Source organism: Mesobacillus zeae (assembly GCF_003570705.1).
Taxonomy (GTDB): Bacteria; Bacillota; Bacilli; order Bacillales; family Cytobacillaceae; genus Mesobacillus_C; species Mesobacillus_C zeae.
Window position 1 is genome coordinate 60,665 of the sequence record NZ_QWVT01000037.1, and the last position, 17,193, is coordinate 77,857.

Sequence of the window (17,193 nt, forward strand, 5' to 3'; positions counted from 1 at the left end):
AAAAGGATCCTTCAGCTTTTAGAGATGATCTAAAAAGATGTTTTAGAACGAAAAAAAGCCCGGAAACTCCGGGCTCTTTGCGGTTTTTACTTATCAAACTGTTTCAGGTACTCTGACAGTTCCCTCAGGCCATTTTTCAGCACTTCGGTATGTGTGCAGTAGCCGAGTCTTGCATGTCCAGGGACATCGAAGCGGTTACCTGGAACAAGGAGAACTCCTTTGTTTTTCAGGATATCGATGCAGAACTGTTCAATTTCCACAGGGATGTCTAGCTTGATGAATGACGTGGAAACATGTTTTGGACAAATTAATGAGACGCGCGGTTCTTTTTCAACCCATTCCTTTAGGATTTCAAGATTGGTATGAACGATTTCCGCATTTCTTTCCATGACTTTTTCTTTATTTTTCAAAATATGAACAGCGAGATAATCATCGAAGACACCCGCACAAATCATCGTATAATCGCGGTACTTTCTGAAAAGATCTGCGAGTTCTTTATTGGTTGCCGTCCAGCCGACACGAATGCCGGGAACTGAATACGTTTTGGACAAGCTATTCGTTGAAATCCCTCTATCATAAAGATCAACGATCGAAGTTACTCTTACAGAAGGATCTAGCGGCTTATACACTTCATCCACAAGTATGTAAGCGCCAACTTTTTCGGCAATCTTGATAACTTCCTTCATGTAATCGTCTTCAAGAATTGTGCCAGTTGGGTTATTGGCGTTATTCAGGCAAATCATTTTTGTATTAGGGCGAATTAATTTTTTTAATTCTTCTAAATCAGGGAGCCAGTCATGATCTTCGTCGATTTCCCAAAGGTCCACTTCAGCACCGTAAGATCTTGGAATGTCATATAATTGCTGGTAGCTTGGATGCATAGCGATTACATGGTCATTAGGTTCAATTAGGGCATATAAGGCCAAAAGGTTTGCGCCGGTTGCACCGTTTGTCTGCAGGATATTGTCAGCCGGAACATTTTTATACAGCTTGCTCACTTCAGTTTTAAACTCTGGAGATCCTTCGATCCAGCCATAGTTCATTTTTTTATGCAGCAGCCCGTCAAAAAATTCCGTAGGAGTCGTTCCGTCAATCGAAATGATTTCTTCCAATGTAAATGAAGCGATGGAACTTCCTGCAATATCATAAATAGCGTCGTTTTCCCAAACGTTTAACCATTCTTCAACACCAAAATTAGCGATTTTCATTTTTGATAACCTCTTTTCGATGATGTGGTAACCTTTTGTTCTTTCCGCTGTTATATTATACCGTAATGTTTCCAATAACTAATTGTGTAATCACGTAAATTGTACCGATGACAATCAATGAAGCGAATACCAATTCGTTTCTTGTCAACAATTTCTTCTCTTTGTTTTCTTTTCTTGCCATTATAAAGAATATGATACCTGGAATATAAGCAATAAAGACAAGCAATGTGTAGGAAATTCCCGAAGCAAGGATTGCCCAGATTTGGAATACCGCTGCAATGAACCCAATCACCATTTGCTTGACTTCGCCAGCCTGGTTCCGATTTTGATAAGAAAGCTTGAATTGATACAAACCTACGAATAAATAACAGATTAAAATAGCAGCCGTACAAAGTGAATAAGCGAAATTATAAGCCTTATCCGTGAACAGGAATGTGAAGATAAACAATTGAGTCAAACCTGCAGTAAGGACCAAGGAAAAAGTAGGTGAACCAGCTTTGTTTACTTTGCCGAAAATCGATGGAAGCAGCTTAGCTTTTGCCATTAAGAGTGTTGTTTCAGCTGGAAGCATTGTCCATGACAGCCATGAGCCCAGAATCGAAATGATCAGACCAACGTTGATGAAAGCAGCACCCCATGGGCCGACAACATCTTCAAAAATATAGGCCATTGATGGAGTCTGCAGGTTGGTTAATTCTGTCTGCGTCATAAGGCCGTAAGGAATAATAGAAGCAAGCATATAGATGGCTAATAAGCCGAGCAATCCGAAAACAGTCGCTTTACCGGCATCGGATTTCTTTTCCGCACGTGAAGACAGCATAGAAGCTCCTTCAACCCCCACGAACACCCACATCATAACCATCATACAGCTTTTCACTTGTGTGAAAACATCAGCCATGGTGAAATTAGTAGATACGGTTCCCCAGAAATGAGCTGTAAATATATCAACTTTAAAGGCGATAATGCCGACTACGATGAATAAAAAGATTGGAATCAGTTTGAACAGCGTTACAACTGTATTGATGACAGCAGCTTCTTCCACTCCTCTGTTTACGATGAAAGTAAGCAGCCACATTAAAATACTGGCCCCAATAATAGAAGGGATATTTTGGCCGTTCCCGAAAACAGGGAAGAAATAAGAAAGCGTACTCATTAGCATCGTCGCAAAAGCAACGTTTCCGAGCCATGCAGACAGCCAGTAGCCCCAGCCGCTAATGAATCCTCCAAATTTTCCAAAGCCATCTTCAGCATAGCTGAAAATACCGTTTAGTTCAGGTTTTTTTAAAAGTAAGTTGTTGAATGATAACGATAACATCAGGATACCAACTCCCACTATGGCCCAAGCTACTAAAGCCGGTCCTGGGGAAGCACCAGAAGCAAGGTCGCTGGAGATGCCGAAGATCCCTGCGCCTATGGAAGAGCTTATTACTAGTGCTATTAATGAAAATAAACCTAGTTTCTTTGCCCTGTCAGACATTCAAATCACTCCTTTACATTTATATCCTCATTATAGTCCTCGATTTTTGAGATAAAGAAATGAAATGATAAAGTTCTGTGTCATAATATACTATTTTAACAAAATATTTAATTTTTTCTCTCTATAGAATAGAGGCTTTTTGTAAGGATCATTACAAATAATCGGCTAAGTCTTAGTAATCTGGTGTTTCGGGATTATTTATATTTATACAATAGATTTTCACGCTCACCTTTATCAAAATCATAGAAATTATTATTAGAATAGTTTATAATTACAACGTTTCAAAACTGCTACACTTGTTATATCAGTATAATTATTCATTTTATAGATTAAATGATTCTACTATAGAAAAAAGATCAAGGAGAAAATGATATGTGGTTCCTTTATTCGCTATTCACTGCCCTCGCCTGGGGCGGAGCTGACTTATTTTACAAAAAAGGCACGGACAGCGACGACAAATACAGCCATTTGAAAATTGTGGCTATCGTCGGGCTGGTAATGGGTATCCATGCGACGGGATATATGCTTTTAAACGGACTCTCGCTAAATCCGGTCGATCTTATCAAATATTTGCCGGTCTCTTCCTTATATATTCTGTCTATGACGATTGGCTATATTGGCTTAAGATATATAGAACTGTCGATTGCCTCGCCGGTGCAGAACTCCTCAGGTGCCGTCACAGCTGTGTTGCTGATGGTTTTCTTCCCACACAATTTAAGTTTTGTGGAGATTGCAGGAATTGTGGTTGTTACTTTTGGGGTTATCATGCTAGCAATCTTTGAAAAGAAATCGGAGAATGATGCGCTTAAAGCTAGCCATGCAGTCATCGATAAAAAATACCAGATGGGTTTCCTGGCTATTACCTTTCCGATTCTGTACTGCGTCATCGACGGCCTGGGCACTTTTGCGGATGGAATCTATCTCGATGAAATGAAGCTCATCAGCGAGGATAGTGCCTTAATCGCGTACGAATTCACATTTTTTATTTGTGCGGTATTCGCTTTCCTTTTCCTGAGGCTGAAGAAGGTAGAATTCCGGCTTTTCACCGAACGAGATAAGGCAAGCGCCGCCATCCTCGAAACAGCCGGGCAGTTCTTCTACGTATTCGCAATGGCCAAAAATGCCGTCATTGCGGCGCCACTTATCGCTTCGTACAGCATTTTCTCGGTTATCCTTTCCCGGATATTCCTGAAAGAAAAGCTAGAGAAGAAGCAATACGCGGTTATTGCCTTCGTGATATTTGGAATCGCTCTCCTTGGACTTGCCGATGAACTGTAGCATGAAAAAACCAGCAGCGAGACTGCTGGTTTTTTGCTTGGGCAATGATCCGAGTTTGGGAAATACTCCATTCTTCTGGGAAATGGAATGATTCTGCCCAAACTGTTCCCTATTCTTCCCGAAAAGTGATTGATTCTGCCCAAAAACGTCGTCATTCTACCCATTATTCGGCTTATTCTTCCAATCGTCATTTTTTAGGAGATTGTCATTCCAATAAAAGACGCTGGGCTTCGAAAATGCCCGAACTCGACTGGACCGGCGCGGTCATTTCGGATTGGTATTTTGGGAAATAACTCATTGTCTCGGGAAATAGCGTGATTCGGACAGAAATCTCATTGATTAGGACAAATAACTGAATCATTCGGACAAAGAATCATGGTATTAGGACAAAAAACAGACTGATTCGGACAATTAGACAATTTGTGGTAAATAAACAATTGGATTGGCCCAGTTTTAACTCTTCTATTGGCAGATTAAATGCATGGGGAGGTTGGAAAGAATTGCACCATGTTAATAAAACTTCTGTCGATTCCTAAAGAAGGACCTGAAGTACATATGTTGAAGTAATTTTAATAAGAGATATCCTACATAAGACGGGAGGGAAGGAAAAAATGAAGAAAAGATTCAATAAATCATAACCTCCATACAACAGATTAGGCTTACATCATTCACGAGCCCCTCCATTCTGGATCAACTTCCTTTTAAAATTAACTTTGACATGCGGAGGGAAATTTAATGAGAAATGAACAAGAAATGATGGACCTAATAATAAACACTGCTAAGGAAGATAAACGTATTCGGGCAGTTTATATGAACGGTTAGAGAACCAATCCTAATGTTCCAAAAGATATCTTCCAGGACTACGATATCGTTTATGTCGTAACAGAAACAGCATCTTTTATAGAAGATAAGAATTGGATCAATATTTTTGGAGACTTGCTCATGCTACAAGAACTGATAAAAATAACAAAACCGTCGGAATGGGTATCGATCTTGACCGGTCTTACGGCTATTTAATGCTTTTTACAGATGGGAACCGTATCGACCTTCATATTCAAACAAAAGAATGTGTGATGGATAGCTATGTCAGTGACAAACTAACCATCACACTATTAGATAAGGACAATTGTTTGCCAACCATTCCTGAATCTACCGATATTGACTACCATGTAAAAAGACCAACAGAATCGATGTTTATGGACTGCTGCAATGATTTTTGGTGGTGCCAACAAAACGTTGCAAAAGGTATTTGGCGCGATGAATTGCCCTATGCAAAGTCCATGTTTGAATCTGTTGTTAGACATAACATTGATATTGCAATTCCGTGGTTCAACTAAAAGGTTCGAGCGTATTCATTCTTTAGCTTGCCTGCTCTTCCTTTTCATAAATTAGCTAAAACAAAGCTTCTCTCCTTTATTATACAAAAAAAGCTTGCAGCCAGAGTCTTCTATGAGACTTTGTCTGCAAGCAGATTACAATTATGATTAGTTTTTAATTTACGCACCCATATTTGAGCCTGTTGTTGAAACAGAAGAAATAATTCCTCTAGATTGAAGCTCTAATTTGGTCTGTTCATCAACTGGGCGATATCCTTTTTCAAGTAAATCTTTAATATTAATTTTATTATAGACAAAAGAAAATATAATACCTGGAATCCATGCTCCAAACCCAAAAGTGAAAAATCCAACTACTGAGGCGATAATAAACATAATTACTGCCCATTTTAGGTCTCCCCTAAACAATGCTGGAAAAAAACCAAAAAAGAACGTTGTCCAACTAAAACCAATTTTCACCTCTTTTGTTACGCCTGCATCATTTGCTAATCTTGCTCTCATCTTCTATTCCTCCTAATGACTTAGGTATAATTACTCTATTATTATACATTAAATCCAATAACATATCTTATTTCCCATAAATTTGTTGGTAAAACTACCAATTCCTTCCGAAAATTCGATTTATTATATGCCAACATTAAACTTTACTTATATTTAGTTATTCCTTTTCAGATAAAAAAGTATTTTCGGCAAAGATCGTCCTTACTTAGCTGAATTCAGCCGAGTTAAAGTAAATTCAATATTTGAGTGGTTGATTTTATAAAAAAAACAATAATTTGCTGGTTTTGAAGAAGAAAAAAGCTTTCGTGCTTAAATTTAATAGAGTTTAACTTATATAACCGGTTTCAACCCACAGTTTGAAGGAGGGCCAACCCTGAAAAACGACGCTATCTACGGTTAGGAGCGTTCTATCTACGGTTGCGGGCATTCTATCTACGGTTAGAGGCGTTCTATCTACGGTAAACCTCAATCTATCTACATCTTCTTCAAATTTATTCCAAATAACGATACATTGCCGTAAATGATTACTTTATCCCCCACACTTCTTCCAATGTTTCTCTGAACAGTGCGTTAAGCTCTTCTGTTGGGTCTGGTATTTCATGGTTGATGCCTTTTACGTATTTGTCCAGATGGATGATTTCTCTATTCAGGTATTCATTTATGATCTCGATTCTAGGCTCGAGGCTTAGTTCTTCGCCTGCCATTTTCCTGACCAACAAATGATCAATTGCTTCTTTCAGTTCTCCGTTCGGCAGGATGTCCTCCACTAATGCTTGAAACTCAATGGGCGGGACTGTATGATACTTTTCTATCCATTTTCCAGCGAGCACAGGCCGCATCACGTAAAAATATTTCTTGATTTTAACCTGCTCGCCCTGCAGGTAATCGCGGAAATTTCCTTTTGCCATATTGAGGTAGTGATACAAACAGGAGACTGGTGAGAAAATATTTTTTTCAAGGGCCCTCATTTTATCAACAGCAGAGTAGGCCTGATGGTAAACGATACTTGAATATAGCCATTCAAACAGGGGCGGATTTGATTTCCTGAAAAGCCTCAGCGCCTTTGACAGTTCCCAGCCGCTCATGTCCAGCAAATCATCTATTGGCATTGAAATAGAATCCCTTGCCGGAATTTCGATGACGTCCCTTTTATGGTCGATCGAAAGATACCAATTTTTCCTGTGGACATAAATGAACCTTACATCATAATCGCTGTCTTTCGATGGAAAACCCCAAGCCCTGCTTCCCGACTCGCATGCATAAAGCACTTTGACATCGAAGTCTTTTTCGATTTGCCGCAGTGCTTCCTGGATGTGTTCCCGCATACGATCCCTCCTTATCTCAATACCTATATCGTCATGCCTGCACACTTGCAAGCCTTTCAATGATTTTCCGCTTTTGATAGAGCATGATTCCCGTTTCCGAAAGATCGCTGATCATGGAGCGATTTGCGAATGCGCCGAAAAGGATCCCCGCTACCGGAACCATTTGGAAAAGCTTTTTCCAACCGAAGGAATCCTTGTATGAGAGTGCGACCTCCCGCCATCCCTGCATTTGGGAGAGTACTTCCCGTGACTGGTAAGGCCCATTGCTGAAGTCCGACAGCTCATTCAAAATGGCCTGCTTTCCGACAATATCTGCTGAAGAGAACTGCAGGCATTTTAAAATAAAAACCCTTTCGTTCTTATCATTCGGATCGTACCCGTGGATGATCGCAATTTCCTGCAGTGTTTTCAAAGAAATCGCCAGGATTGCGGGGATGTCGATGGCAAGTGTAAAAATCCCTCCGAATCCCGAGCCAGCTCCCTGAATCGTGGCTGCAGTTTTTCGCTGTTCTGCTAGCTCCAAAGAGACCTGCTTCATCGCCTCTACTGGTAGTCCCTGAAGATCCGCCAGTTCGCTGACCGTCTGCCCGGTCTTTTTCTCGATATATTGAAAAACTGATTTTTCGTTTGATAGATATTGCCCGCCTGTCTGGATATAGCTTCCGAGCTCGTCAAGCAGCGTCCCAATTTTGTCCTGTAAAAATTTCGGGGTCACCTTATCAAGCATTTTGAACGGCAACCGTCCAATTTTCTCCCAAAACCATAACCCCTTCTGGTCTTTTTCCCATTTCTCAATCTCCTGCAGTTCGTTTAACAAATACGCCCTTGTCTCCATGCCCTTTTCATCCACCCATCCTAAATTGTTCGTTCCTAGCATTTATTACCGAATTCTCTACCCAAAAGTTTCATAATTAGACATTTATTCCACGCAGCCTTTAGTGGTGAACAAAAAAGAAACTGCTATTTTTTCATTAAGAGTTTTTTGACCTATACTCTTTGAGTTTCTTATATTTATATGCTGTGCCGAACATGGCCGCTATGAAATACTTCCAAGTATAAACCGGAGTTGAATCTGTGACCATCCAATATCCACACAAAGAAACCAAACGGTCCGTTTTTTAACTTTCATAATGGCACCGGTCCCAAACTAGTAATCTATAAAAATTATACCAATATATGTATTATAATAATTTTTCCTTCTATATTCAATTTTAATATAGAGAATATTTCGTAAACAACACCTATTGTTTTTTATGAATCACTAAAGGAAATCTATTCATCCATTCCCATTATCTGTTTTATAATAGAGTCATAGATAAAACCACTTTAACCAAATTGAAGGAGAACCATATATGACCACAATCGGAATTGACTTGGGGACTTCAAATAGCCTTGTTGCCTACTGGTCGGAGGAAGGGCCGAAAATCATCCCTAATGTGCTAGGGAACCATCTTACTCCCTCTATAATCAGTGTTGACGACAATGGTGAAATTTTAATCGGTGATATTGCGAAGGAACGTCTGATCACTCACCCAAGCTTAACGGTATCTGCATTTAAACGGCATATGGGCACTAGGAAATCGTATAGCCTGGGTGCGTATACATTTTCACCAGAGGAACTTTCTTCATTTGTGTTGCAATCCCTCAAAAAGGATGCTGAGGCCTTCTTTGAAAAAGAAATCACCAATGCAGTCATTAGCGTTCCCGCCTACTTTAATGATCAGCAGAGAAAAGCAACAAAACGGGCTTCGGAATTAGCGGACTTAACTGTTGAGCGATTAATCAGCGAGCCGACAGCCGCGGCTATTGCCTACGGTTTCCATCAGCAGGAGGACGAATCGAAACTGCTGGTTTTTGATTTAGGAGGCGGTACTTTCGACGTTTCTGTCCTCGAGCTGTTCGAAGGTGTAATGGAGGTCAAATCCATTGCCGGAGACAACTTCCTCGGTGGTGAAGACTTTACCGAGCTGTTGATGAACTATTTTATCAATGCATTGGAAATCCCACCTGAAGCGCTTGATCCTCATGCATTGTCAGCATTGTTCAAGCAGGCTGAGCAATGCAAAACTCAACTTAGCAGTAATCAGCAAAGCAGCGTGATGACATTGACACTTGACGGAACGAGACATGAGGTCAAGGTCGACCGCTCAATATTCGAGCAGCTGGCCCAGCCCCTCATGCTCCGTCTTCGTAACCCGATTGAGCGAGCGCTCCGTGACGCGCACCTGCGTACAAATGATATTGATGGAATCGTTCTGATTGGCGGCGCAACAAGGATGCCAATGATTCGAATGACGGTCAGTAAAATGTTCGGACGTCTTCCGTTCATCTCCATTCATCCCGACGAAGCCGTCGCCCTGGGAACCGCGGTGCAGGTGGCGCTAAAAGAGCGGAACGAAGCCGTGCAAGAGCTCATCCTGACAGATGTATGCCCTTACACACTCGGTATAAATGTAGTGAAAAGACTCAGCGGCGATGACTACTCAACTGGACACTTCTCGCCAATCATTGAGAGAAACACACCGATTCCCGTCAGCAGGGTGGACCATTTTGAAACGGTTTATGACTCACAACCCCAAATACAGATTGGAATTTACCAGGGTGAAAGCAGACTCGTGGAAAACAACCTTATGCTTGGAGAGATGACTGTTGATGTCCCCGTTGCTCCAGCGGGAAAAGAGCAGATCGATGTCCGCTATACCTATGATGTCAATGGGCTGCTTGAAGTGGAAGTCACCGTTGTAAGTACTGGAAAGAAAAAGAAGATGATGATTGAGAAAAATGAAGGCGGGCTCTCTGAGATTGAGATGGAAGAACGAATGAAACAATTGAAATCACTCAAAATCCACCCCCGTGACCGAACAGAAAACCGCCTGCTTTTTGCTAGGGGAGAACGTTTATATGAAGAGGCTCTTGGAGACAAACGCCATATTATCGCAGGGGCTTTAGTTCAATTTGAAAGAGTGATCGCCTCTCAGCATGAACAAAACATAAAGCGCGCAGCCGCGAAGTTAAAAGAATCACTAGACCAATTTGAAAGATGGAACGATATATGGTAAACGCCTGGAAAATCCTCGGCATAGCGCCGACAGATGACCTATCCGCCATTAAAAAAGCCTATTCGCAAAAGCTGAAGCTTCATCACCCTGAAGATGACCCTGAAGGCTATCAAAGGCTCCGCGAAGCGTATGACTATTTATCGAAAGAAATAAAAAAACAGGCCGCTAAGCAGGAAATTGCCGCTGCTGAAGCCGTGATTGATACACCGCCTTCTTTTTATGACGAAGTTGAGGAGGATGCTGATGAAGAAGATGAGCTGCCTGAAATGTCCTCATTTATCAACTTGTCTTACAAACAAGGGTCTGCGAGCGAACCTGAAGATGTTTTGGAGCAATTTCTCGATAAGGCAGAAGCTCTGTACAATGACTTCCAGGCAAGGATCGACGAGAAAAACTGGCTGGAGTTGCTTGACGACGATATCCTTTGGAACATTAACCAAAAACAATCCGCCAGTACAGCTTTGCTTCACTTTATCCAACAACATCATGCCATGCTTCCGAAAAATATATGGCTTCTTCTCGAAAACCACTTTCAGTGGCAGGAGTTTTTGGAGAAGGAGCACCCGCAGGTCGGACTGGAGGGAGACAGCTCTTTCTTGGATTATTACAAAAGAAGAACCGGAACATCCACACCGTACCTGTCTTTTGGTTATGCGGCTGCAGCTCAAGGTATCGATTATGATGAATTTCTTTCGGCAAGAGAAGAAGCTTTTGATGCTCTTTTAATGGACGATTGGGAACTAGCAGAATCACAATTGCAATATGCCGCCCAAATATTCTCCGCAGATCCTGACCTTTTACGGATGATTGGACATGTTCTTATAAAGTCAAATCGGCGTGAAGAGGCGATTGCCGTCCTGCGGAACGCCATTGACCTCCAACCTGAAGACATCGAAACAACGATGTTTCTAGCCCGCGTGTTATATGAGGAACAGGAGGATGAAGAAGCTTCCGCCATTTGCAGCTATACCTTAAAGCAAAGCCCTGACCATCATGATGCCGCCAGCCTTCTCGGAAAAATACTTTTCAGGCAAGGAAAGCTGGAGGAAGCCCGGGAGCAGTTTTTACTTTTGAGGAAGCTGGTGCCTTTTGACGCGGAGGCAGTGATGTATCTTGCTGACATCCATAACAAAATGTTGGCTAGCACTGTTCAGGACGGCCGGGAGTACAGCCTATCGATAAAAGAATTGCAAAAAGAGTTATACAAGACCTCCTTTATGGGGAAGGCTTCAGCGTACTTCTGGGGCTCCATCAGAATAAAGGTCTTTATCTCCCTCATCCTGCTTATTAGATGCACTAGTTTCTTTGCGGATCTTTTTTTTGAAGTAGTGGGTTCTGCTGTTCCAGCGGAAACATTGCTTGCTTCAGAGAACGTTGGCCCTGCAATTTTGGCGTGTTTCTTTTTGGTTTACTCCATCCGCACCCTTTTCAGGACATGGAACAATATTAGAATATCCACACCATAAGAGAGAGGGTTTTATATTGTGGTTTTTCAGGTCAAGAAAAGAAAGGCAGAACAGTATATTAATCTGCTTGCCTCCCTGTGTTTTACCGGGGAGGGAGCTTTCAGCGAAATGATGAAATATCGCCACCCGAATATGAAAAAAAGCTATGCCCTGGAGAATCTGGCGGAATCAGAAATCACTGATTCCGAAAGTGCCGCTCATTCCCTTTATTCGTTCCTGGCTGCCGAGTATAACGAGGAGTTTCATCGTATGAGGAATATACTGCTGACCCTGGCAGAGGCAGAGCGCACGCAGTATATAAAAGCAATCCAGGATGAAGAAGAGGCCTATAAATACAGCATCGTGCGCCTTTATATGAATCGACTTCCAGTTATGTCCATTGCTGCTTATGACTATTCCGTCTGTATCATGAGAAGCCAGGAAGCAACTGCCGCCGGATATATCTCCAAAGAGGAATCTACAGAATTTCAGATCCAGGCCGCCCGCAAATCCCAGGAGACGTTCTCGAATTGGAGTGAATACATCGTCTCCTATACAGCTGGCGTACAGTTTGGCTCGATCAATACAAAAGAAGATGCAATGGAGTATATGGCTCATCAAGAGGATAGTATCACCAAGCTGCTTACCGCAAGACACAGCCCGCTTTTAACGGTGGATTGGAATACAGATCTTAGCCATTATTAACATGAAAACCCGCCGCAAAATTCACCATGCGGCGGGTTTTTTGCTTTTATTCCTCATGGTCGATGGCAAGGCCCTCTACATGCTTTCGGTTCATCAGGTTAGCCTTTTTCCGGTTTTCCTTGCTGTTGAAAATGATGTCAAAATCATAATCATCAGGATAGAGCTCGCTAGCAGGAACGTGAAGCGTGAGACGTTTGTGGCTCATGCTCTGTTTGACTCCTTTGACCTGTACGATGTAATTCCCCCTGTCATCGGGGCCTTCGTAAACGATTCCGAACTCCCCGGTCGCGGAGAGTTTGACATTATCCCCTTTTTGAAAAAGCTTCTTCGCCGGAAGCTTTTCTTCCTTTTGCCCCGCTGGCTTCATTCTGTTCCGCTTCTTATACTTATTGACAATCACTTGCTTCTCCATTTCCCTGAGGAAAGCTGGATCACTTGAGCCGTGACTGTACGGATGCTCTTCCCGGTACGTAATCCGGTGCGCTTTTTCAATCAGCGCCGGGTGCATGCCAAGCTTCAAGGCGATGGAAAAGGCCTGGCTCTCTCCTCCCTTGCCGACAATCAAGCGGTAAGTCGGCTTTAGGGACTCAAGGTCAAATTCCATTGATCCGTTGATAAAGCCTTCCCTTTCCTCCGCGAATTGCTTGATTTCACTAAAATGAGTAGTGGCAAGCAGGGTGGCGCCTTTTTCATAAAGCTGCTCCAAAATAACCGTTGCGAGACCCATGCCTTCCCCGGGGTCAGTGCCGGAGCCGAGCTCATCCAGCAAAACGAGCGTATGGTCATTTGTCTCTTTTAAAATTCCAATGATATTGGTGATGTGCGAACTAAACGTGCTCAAGTTTTGCTCAAGGCTCTGGCCGTCTCCGATGTCCAGGAGGATCTGCTGAAAAATACTGATCTCGCTGCCAGGGTCAGCGGGAATATGCAGGCCGCACTGAGCCATGACCGTTAGAAGTCCCACCGTTTTTAGCGTGACCGTTTTTCCTCCTGTGTTGGGACCTGTAATCAGAAGGGCATGGTAGTCTTCTCCAATTGCGAGAGTCAGCGGAACCGCCCCACTCCCTAGTAATGGGTGAACAGCATTTTTTAAAAGAATGCGATGCTCTTCATTTATTGCCGGGCTGATTCCTCTGATACTGCGGCTGTACTTGGCTTTTGCAAAAAGCACGTCGTAGTAGATCATCGTCTCCACTGCCAGCTTCAGCTGTGGTTCATACGCCTGGGCAAGCCCGGTCAGTTCCCAGAGAATCTGTTCGATTTCTTTTTCCTCTTCCAGCTGGCAATACATCAGCTGTTCCTGCTGCGCTTTCACTTCCTCCGGCTCAATGTACAGAGTGGCACCAGAGGCTGACATATCGAGCACATCTCCCCGCACTTTCCCTTTGTATTCTTTTTTCACCGGAATGACGTAGCGCCCCTGTCGCTGGCTGACAATGCTTTCCTGCAGGCAGTTTTTGTATTTCGCCGACTTTAAGATGGACTGCACTTTATCCTTTAAGCGGTCTTCTTGAATCGAAATTTGCTTCCTGATCCGGAGCAGTTCCTTGCTGGCATAATCATCAACCCGCCCCTGCCGGATGCAGCGGTTAATCTCATCCGCCAATAGTGGTATATCCTCAATTGAATGTACATACGACGAGACCCGCGGTGCGGTGAACTCTTTATCTTTCATAAAGGCTTTCAGCTTCCGGCACTCTTCGATTAAATAATAAAGCTTTGTCAATTGATCCACCCGCAGCGGAACACCCTTGTTCATTCCGGACAGCACTGTTTCAATGCCGTCAAGAGAGTGAATCGGCACACTGCTGCTCTTCTCCAAAATAGCTACTGCCTCACCCACCTCATCCAGCCGCATCTCAATCTGCCGCTTGTTCGATGAAGGAACCAGCTTCCTCAGCTCCCGTTTCCCTTCCTCCGTCAGAGCGAAACCGACAAGCACCTCGATGATCTTGTGAAACTCCAATATTTCAAATGTCTTTTCATTCATTTGCTTTCCCTCCTGTGAAAAAATAAAAAGACCACAAAGAACAATGTTCAATGTGGCCTTTTGCAGCGGCATCTGCCGTACAAATATTATCCTCATACTAAGTGAAGCGCACAGCCAGCTTTGCGAACAAGGAAATCCCTATCCGAAAAGCAGGGCCTAAAAAACACAAAAAGGCTGTGAACAGTTCCACAGCCCCACTTAAGAAAGTATGAGTATGCTATGACCATTGTTCTTAACTACATTCAGAAGGCATACTTAAATAAGCCTGTGAATGTCCGTATTCATTTACGGTTTAGTTAAGAACGACACCTAACATACAACATACTCCCTTTTATATCCAGATTAAGGTACACCGCCATTATATGATAGAATACTCTGGAAAGTCAACGGGATGCAGGCCCATTTTATGCTAAAATTGTGTTGCTGAATACAAATCAAAAATCAACATGATTGGGAGGGGCTTGTTAGTGTTTATTCCAATAGAACAAATAGATCAGCAGTTGATCAAGGATTTTTTTGAGACAAACTGGGGCAGCACCACGATGGTCACAAGCTTCGGTTCAACGGATTGCTCCCGTCTCGACGGATTTGTGTTTTTATTCGATGGAGAGATTAAGGGCATCGTCACTTTCAAGATCAGCGGAGAGACTTGCGAGATCGTCTCACTGGACAGCCGCAAGGAGAAGAAGGGCATCGGGACAAGACTCTTGCAGGCAGCTGAAAAAGAAGCAGCCAGACAGGGCTGTATGAAAACCTCCCTCATTACAACAAATGATAATATACATACCCTCTCGTTCTATCAAAAAAGAGGCTACCAGTGCGTCAAAGTCATTCCGGATGCAGTAAAGGAAGCGAGGGCAATCAAGCCGGAAATTCCTTTGGTCAACCCCGATAACCGGATTCCAATCAGGGATGAATTTTTGTTTGAGAAGAGGATGGAGTTATAAAGAGCACTAAAAAAAGTGGCATCATTTCACGCGAAAGAACCATGAACAAGCTGTTCATGGTTCTTTCCGCTATCCGATATTCCTCCACGACGGTAATCGTTTTCGGACTTGTTGTTACTTTGAAGCCCTGCTTGTTCACGACTTCAGCTGAGATAATATAGCTGCCGCTTGGAAGCTCGACTTTTGGCGCCCATTTCATGTGGATTTCATGCTCGTTTTCAGCCTTTAGTGTATCCATGACATTACCGGCTGCATCTTTAATGTGGATGCTCCAGTTTACACGGTTATTAGCAAAAGCATTGATTTCAGCTGGCTTGCTTGCACTGACTTCATTTGTCACAATTCAGCCACAACAATCCTCTGACCACCCTGTCCATTTCGCCTCCCCACCCCTATATAGACGGTGAAAGGGTGGTGCAAAATAATGACGATTAAATCAGGACTTATTAACAAATTTGAAGAGTATTCGCAGTTTGCAACACTGGAGGAATTCAACCATCACATGGAAATGTGGATGGCAGAGTACAAACACGAGTTTACAAAAGGAGAATTGGTAGGATTGAAGCGTCTTGTACGTTTTGCGGCCAAGATTCCTGGCGTGTGCAATGCGAAAATAGGTACCGTGCTGAAGGCGATTCACGAGGAATACCAGGACATGGGCATTTCCCGCTCCACTTTTAAAAGAATGATCATCAAGGCAAAGAATTTTGGTATTTTCACTGTCTATGAAACAGAGAGGAAGAACGGCTCACAATCCAGCAATCTGTATATCTTCAATCGTTTTACCAACAATGAACCACCCAAAGAAGAAATAATGAACCGCCATAATAAAACTATCAATCCTTCTGAAACTAACATTAACAAGATTAATAAACGTGAACAAGCGCCCGCTAACGAACATTCAACTGTTGTGGATAATGAAAGTACACCTGAAGACCATTTGTTTGTCAGCGACCGGGTACCAAACTCATTTGTCCAGTTGGTTAAATACTTCTATCCAGAGGCAAAGTCCATCGAAGAATTCTGGAGAATGAGCACTATCGCCGCCTACCGCAACAACCGTGAAAAAGAGACCGAAACCCTTTTGTCCGTATCTCTCGACTCCTTCAGGCAGCTCGTCCGCAAGCTGAAATCCAAAGTCACAGTCAAAAATCCGATCGCCTATTACACTGGAATCCTCAACAAGAAGTTCCATGAAATGTACTTCGAGGAGCTGTATGAAATGGAGTTTTGCTGAGGGCTGGAGAACCACGCTAGGGGCATCTGTTCTGTGTAAATCCAGGGGACCTCATGTTCTTGTTGCTATCCAATTTTCTCCCCTCTCTTGCTCTTCATATATTCAGCCAGTGCACTGTCACAGCAATACACATAGCACCCCTCCATGCCTCTTGTCATAAGGGTTTTATATGTGTTGCGCACTTGATTAATCATTATGCTTGCCTCATTTCATAGGAGCTGGATATTTGAGCGCATTCTTCTCCAACTTTTTATACACTTCCTCTTCCAAATCGATATTCATTTTATCCGCTAACTGGACGAGATAAATCAAAACATCCGCCATCTCTTCTTTTATATTCTCCTGGGTTGAAGCAACCGCTTCCTCACTGCTTTTCCATTGGAAATTCTCAAGCAGCTCATTAGCCTCTAACGATATCGAAATGGCAAGATCCTTCTCATGGTGGTAAGGCTTCCATCCTCGCTCATCCCTAAATTCAATAATACGATCAATCATCTTTTTCATTTATAAGCCTCCAAGAAAAAAGCAAAATCTGTAATTTGTAAATATGTTCTATTCTATCATTTGTGGATTTTTAAATCAGTATATCGATTACTTATAAAACACTCTTCCAATTGGATCAGCTACGGGTATGAAAAATAACTCCTACACTAAAATGAAAAAACAGGGGGCTTTTATTTTAGTGTA

15 protein-coding genes and 1 pseudogene are annotated in these 17,193 nt (G+C 42.6%); 7 read left to right on the forward strand and 9 right to left on the reverse strand.

From position 1 onward, the window contains the following. Positions 1-86: 86 nt before the first annotated feature. Positions 87-1,208: an aminotransferase gene (locus tag D1970_RS18960; protein WP_119114423.1), complete on the reverse strand. Its 1,122-nt coding sequence runs from the start codon at positions 1,206-1,208 to the stop codon at positions 87-89. Between the two features lie 55 nt (positions 1,209-1,263). Further along, a complete protein-coding gene (gene arcD, locus D1970_RS18965) occupies positions 1,264-2,685 on the reverse strand; it encodes an arginine-ornithine antiporter (protein ID WP_119114424.1) in 1,422 nt (473 codons plus the stop codon). 372 nt (positions 2,686-3,057) lie between these two features. Between arcD and D1970_RS18970 the strand changes: the two genes are divergently transcribed. Both D1970_RS18970 and D1970_RS18975 read left to right on the forward strand, forming a co-directional pair. Further along, positions 3,058-3,963, forward strand: coding sequence for an EamA family transporter (locus tag D1970_RS18970; protein WP_119114425.1), 906 nt, complete (start codon positions 3,058-3,060; stop codon positions 3,961-3,963). A 735-nt stretch (positions 3,964-4,698) separates the two neighbouring features. Further along, a pseudogene (locus tag D1970_RS18975) lies at positions 4,699-5,294 on the forward strand (aminoglycoside 6-adenylyltransferase); the annotation flags it as partial. 165 nt (positions 5,295-5,459) lie between these two features. Here the strand turns inward: D1970_RS18975 and D1970_RS18980 are convergent. From D1970_RS18980 to D1970_RS18990, 3 genes are all read right to left on the reverse strand, one after another. Beyond that, positions 5,460-5,798, reverse strand: a complete 339-nt coding sequence (locus D1970_RS18980) for a DUF2628 domain-containing protein (RefSeq protein ID WP_119114426.1) — start codon at positions 5,796-5,798, stop codon at positions 5,460-5,462. 524 nt (positions 5,799-6,322) lie between these two features. Further along, a complete protein-coding gene (locus D1970_RS18985) occupies positions 6,323-7,123 on the reverse strand; it encodes a nucleotidyltransferase domain-containing protein (RefSeq protein ID WP_119114427.1) in 801 nt (266 codons plus the stop codon). A gap of 31 nt (positions 7,124-7,154) precedes the next feature. Next, positions 7,155-7,958, reverse strand: a complete 804-nt coding sequence (locus D1970_RS18990; protein WP_119114428.1) for an EcsC family protein — start codon at positions 7,956-7,958, stop codon at positions 7,155-7,157. A gap of 517 nt (positions 7,959-8,475) precedes the next feature. Here D1970_RS18990 and D1970_RS18995 point away from each other — a divergent pair. The 3 genes from D1970_RS18995 (at position 8,476) to D1970_RS19005 (ending at position 12,332) form a co-directional block, all read left to right on the forward strand. Beyond that, positions 8,476-10,182, forward strand: a complete 1,707-nt coding sequence (locus D1970_RS18995) for a molecular chaperone HscC (RefSeq protein ID WP_119114429.1) — start codon at positions 8,476-8,478, stop codon at positions 10,180-10,182. Next, on the forward strand, positions 10,176-11,648 hold the full coding sequence (locus D1970_RS19000) for a J domain-containing protein (protein WP_181213436.1): 1,473 nt from the start codon (positions 10,176-10,178) through the stop codon (positions 11,646-11,648). The genes D1970_RS18995 and D1970_RS19000 overlap by 7 nt, the downstream gene beginning before the upstream one ends. A gap of 108 nt (positions 11,649-11,756) precedes the next feature. Then, positions 11,757-12,332, forward strand: coding sequence for a DUF1266 domain-containing protein (locus D1970_RS19005; RefSeq protein ID WP_142921037.1), 576 nt, complete (start codon positions 11,757-11,759; stop codon positions 12,330-12,332). A gap of 46 nt (positions 12,333-12,378) precedes the next feature. Here D1970_RS19005 and D1970_RS19010 read toward each other — a convergent pair whose 3' ends face one another. Then, positions 12,379-14,322 (reverse strand): endonuclease MutS2, encoded by a 1,944-nt coding sequence (locus D1970_RS19010; RefSeq protein ID WP_119114432.1) that lies wholly within the window; start codon positions 14,320-14,322, stop codon positions 12,379-12,381. A gap of 467 nt (positions 14,323-14,789) precedes the next feature. Here D1970_RS19010 and D1970_RS19015 point away from each other — a divergent pair, with 467 nt between their 5' ends. Further along, entirely contained in the window at positions 14,790-15,269 is a 480-nt protein-coding gene (locus tag D1970_RS19015) for a GNAT family N-acetyltransferase (protein WP_374978567.1), read from the forward strand. Here D1970_RS19015 and D1970_RS19020 read toward each other — a convergent pair. Further along, positions 15,229-15,609, reverse strand: a complete 381-nt coding sequence (locus D1970_RS19020) for a hypothetical protein (protein ID WP_119114434.1) — start codon at positions 15,607-15,609, stop codon at positions 15,229-15,231. The genes D1970_RS19015 and D1970_RS19020 overlap by 41 nt on opposite strands. 84 nt (positions 15,610-15,693) lie before the next feature. Here D1970_RS19020 and D1970_RS19025 point away from each other — a divergent pair, with 84 nt between their 5' ends. Next, complete coding sequence (locus tag D1970_RS19025) at positions 15,694-16,506, forward strand: hypothetical protein (protein WP_119114435.1); 813 nt, start codon at positions 15,694-15,696, stop codon at positions 16,504-16,506. A gap of 65 nt (positions 16,507-16,571) precedes the next feature. Here D1970_RS19025 and D1970_RS23480 read toward each other — a convergent pair whose 3' ends face one another. Then, positions 16,572-16,700, reverse strand: a complete 129-nt coding sequence (locus tag D1970_RS23480; protein ID WP_119114436.1) for a DNA/RNA helicase domain-containing protein — start codon at positions 16,698-16,700, stop codon at positions 16,572-16,574. A 10-nt stretch (positions 16,701-16,710) separates the two neighbouring features. Continuing rightward, on the reverse strand, positions 16,711-17,010 hold the full coding sequence (locus D1970_RS19035) for a nucleotide pyrophosphohydrolase (RefSeq protein ID WP_119114437.1): 300 nt from the start codon (positions 17,008-17,010) through the stop codon (positions 16,711-16,713). Between the last annotated feature and the right edge of the window lie 183 nt (positions 17,011-17,193).

Excerpts from the sequence above, each read along its gene's own strand:
- D1970_RS18960 (WP_119114423.1), bottom strand. The coding sequence starts at position 1,208 with ATGAAAATCGCTAATTTTGGTGTTGAAGAATGGTTAAACGTTTGGGAA.
- arcD (WP_119114424.1), bottom strand. The coding sequence starts at position 2,685 with ATGTCTGACAGGGCAAAGAAACTAGGTTTATTTTCATTAATAGCACTA.
- D1970_RS18970 (WP_119114425.1), top strand. The coding sequence starts at position 3,058 with ATGTGGTTCCTTTATTCGCTATTCACTGCCCTCGCCTGGGGCGGAGCT.
- D1970_RS18980 (WP_119114426.1), bottom strand. The coding sequence starts at position 5,798 with ATGAGAGCAAGATTAGCAAATGATGCAGGCGTAACAAAAGAGGTGAAA.
- D1970_RS18985 (WP_119114427.1), bottom strand. The coding sequence starts at position 7,123 with ATGCGGGAACACATCCAGGAAGCACTGCGGCAAATCGAAAAAGACTTC.
- D1970_RS18990 (WP_119114428.1), bottom strand. The coding sequence starts at position 7,958 with ATGGAGACAAGGGCGTATTTGTTAAACGAACTGCAGGAGATTGAGAAA.
- D1970_RS18995 (WP_119114429.1), top strand. The coding sequence starts at position 8,476 with ATGACCACAATCGGAATTGACTTGGGGACTTCAAATAGCCTTGTTGCC.
- D1970_RS19000 (WP_181213436.1), top strand. The coding sequence starts at position 10,176 with ATGGTAAACGCCTGGAAAATCCTCGGCATAGCGCCGACAGATGACCTA.
- D1970_RS19005 (WP_142921037.1), top strand. The coding sequence starts at position 11,757 with ATGATGAAATATCGCCACCCGAATATGAAAAAAAGCTATGCCCTGGAG.
- D1970_RS19010 (WP_119114432.1), bottom strand. The coding sequence starts at position 14,322 with ATGAATGAAAAGACATTTGAAATATTGGAGTTTCACAAGATCATCGAG.
- D1970_RS19025 (WP_119114435.1), top strand. The coding sequence starts at position 15,694 with ATGACGATTAAATCAGGACTTATTAACAAATTTGAAGAGTATTCGCAG.
- D1970_RS23480 (WP_119114436.1), bottom strand. The coding sequence starts at position 16,700 with ATGATTAATCAAGTGCGCAACACATATAAAACCCTTATGACAAGAGGC.
- D1970_RS19035 (WP_119114437.1), bottom strand. The coding sequence starts at position 17,010 with ATGAAAAAGATGATTGATCGTATTATTGAATTTAGGGATGAGCGAGGA.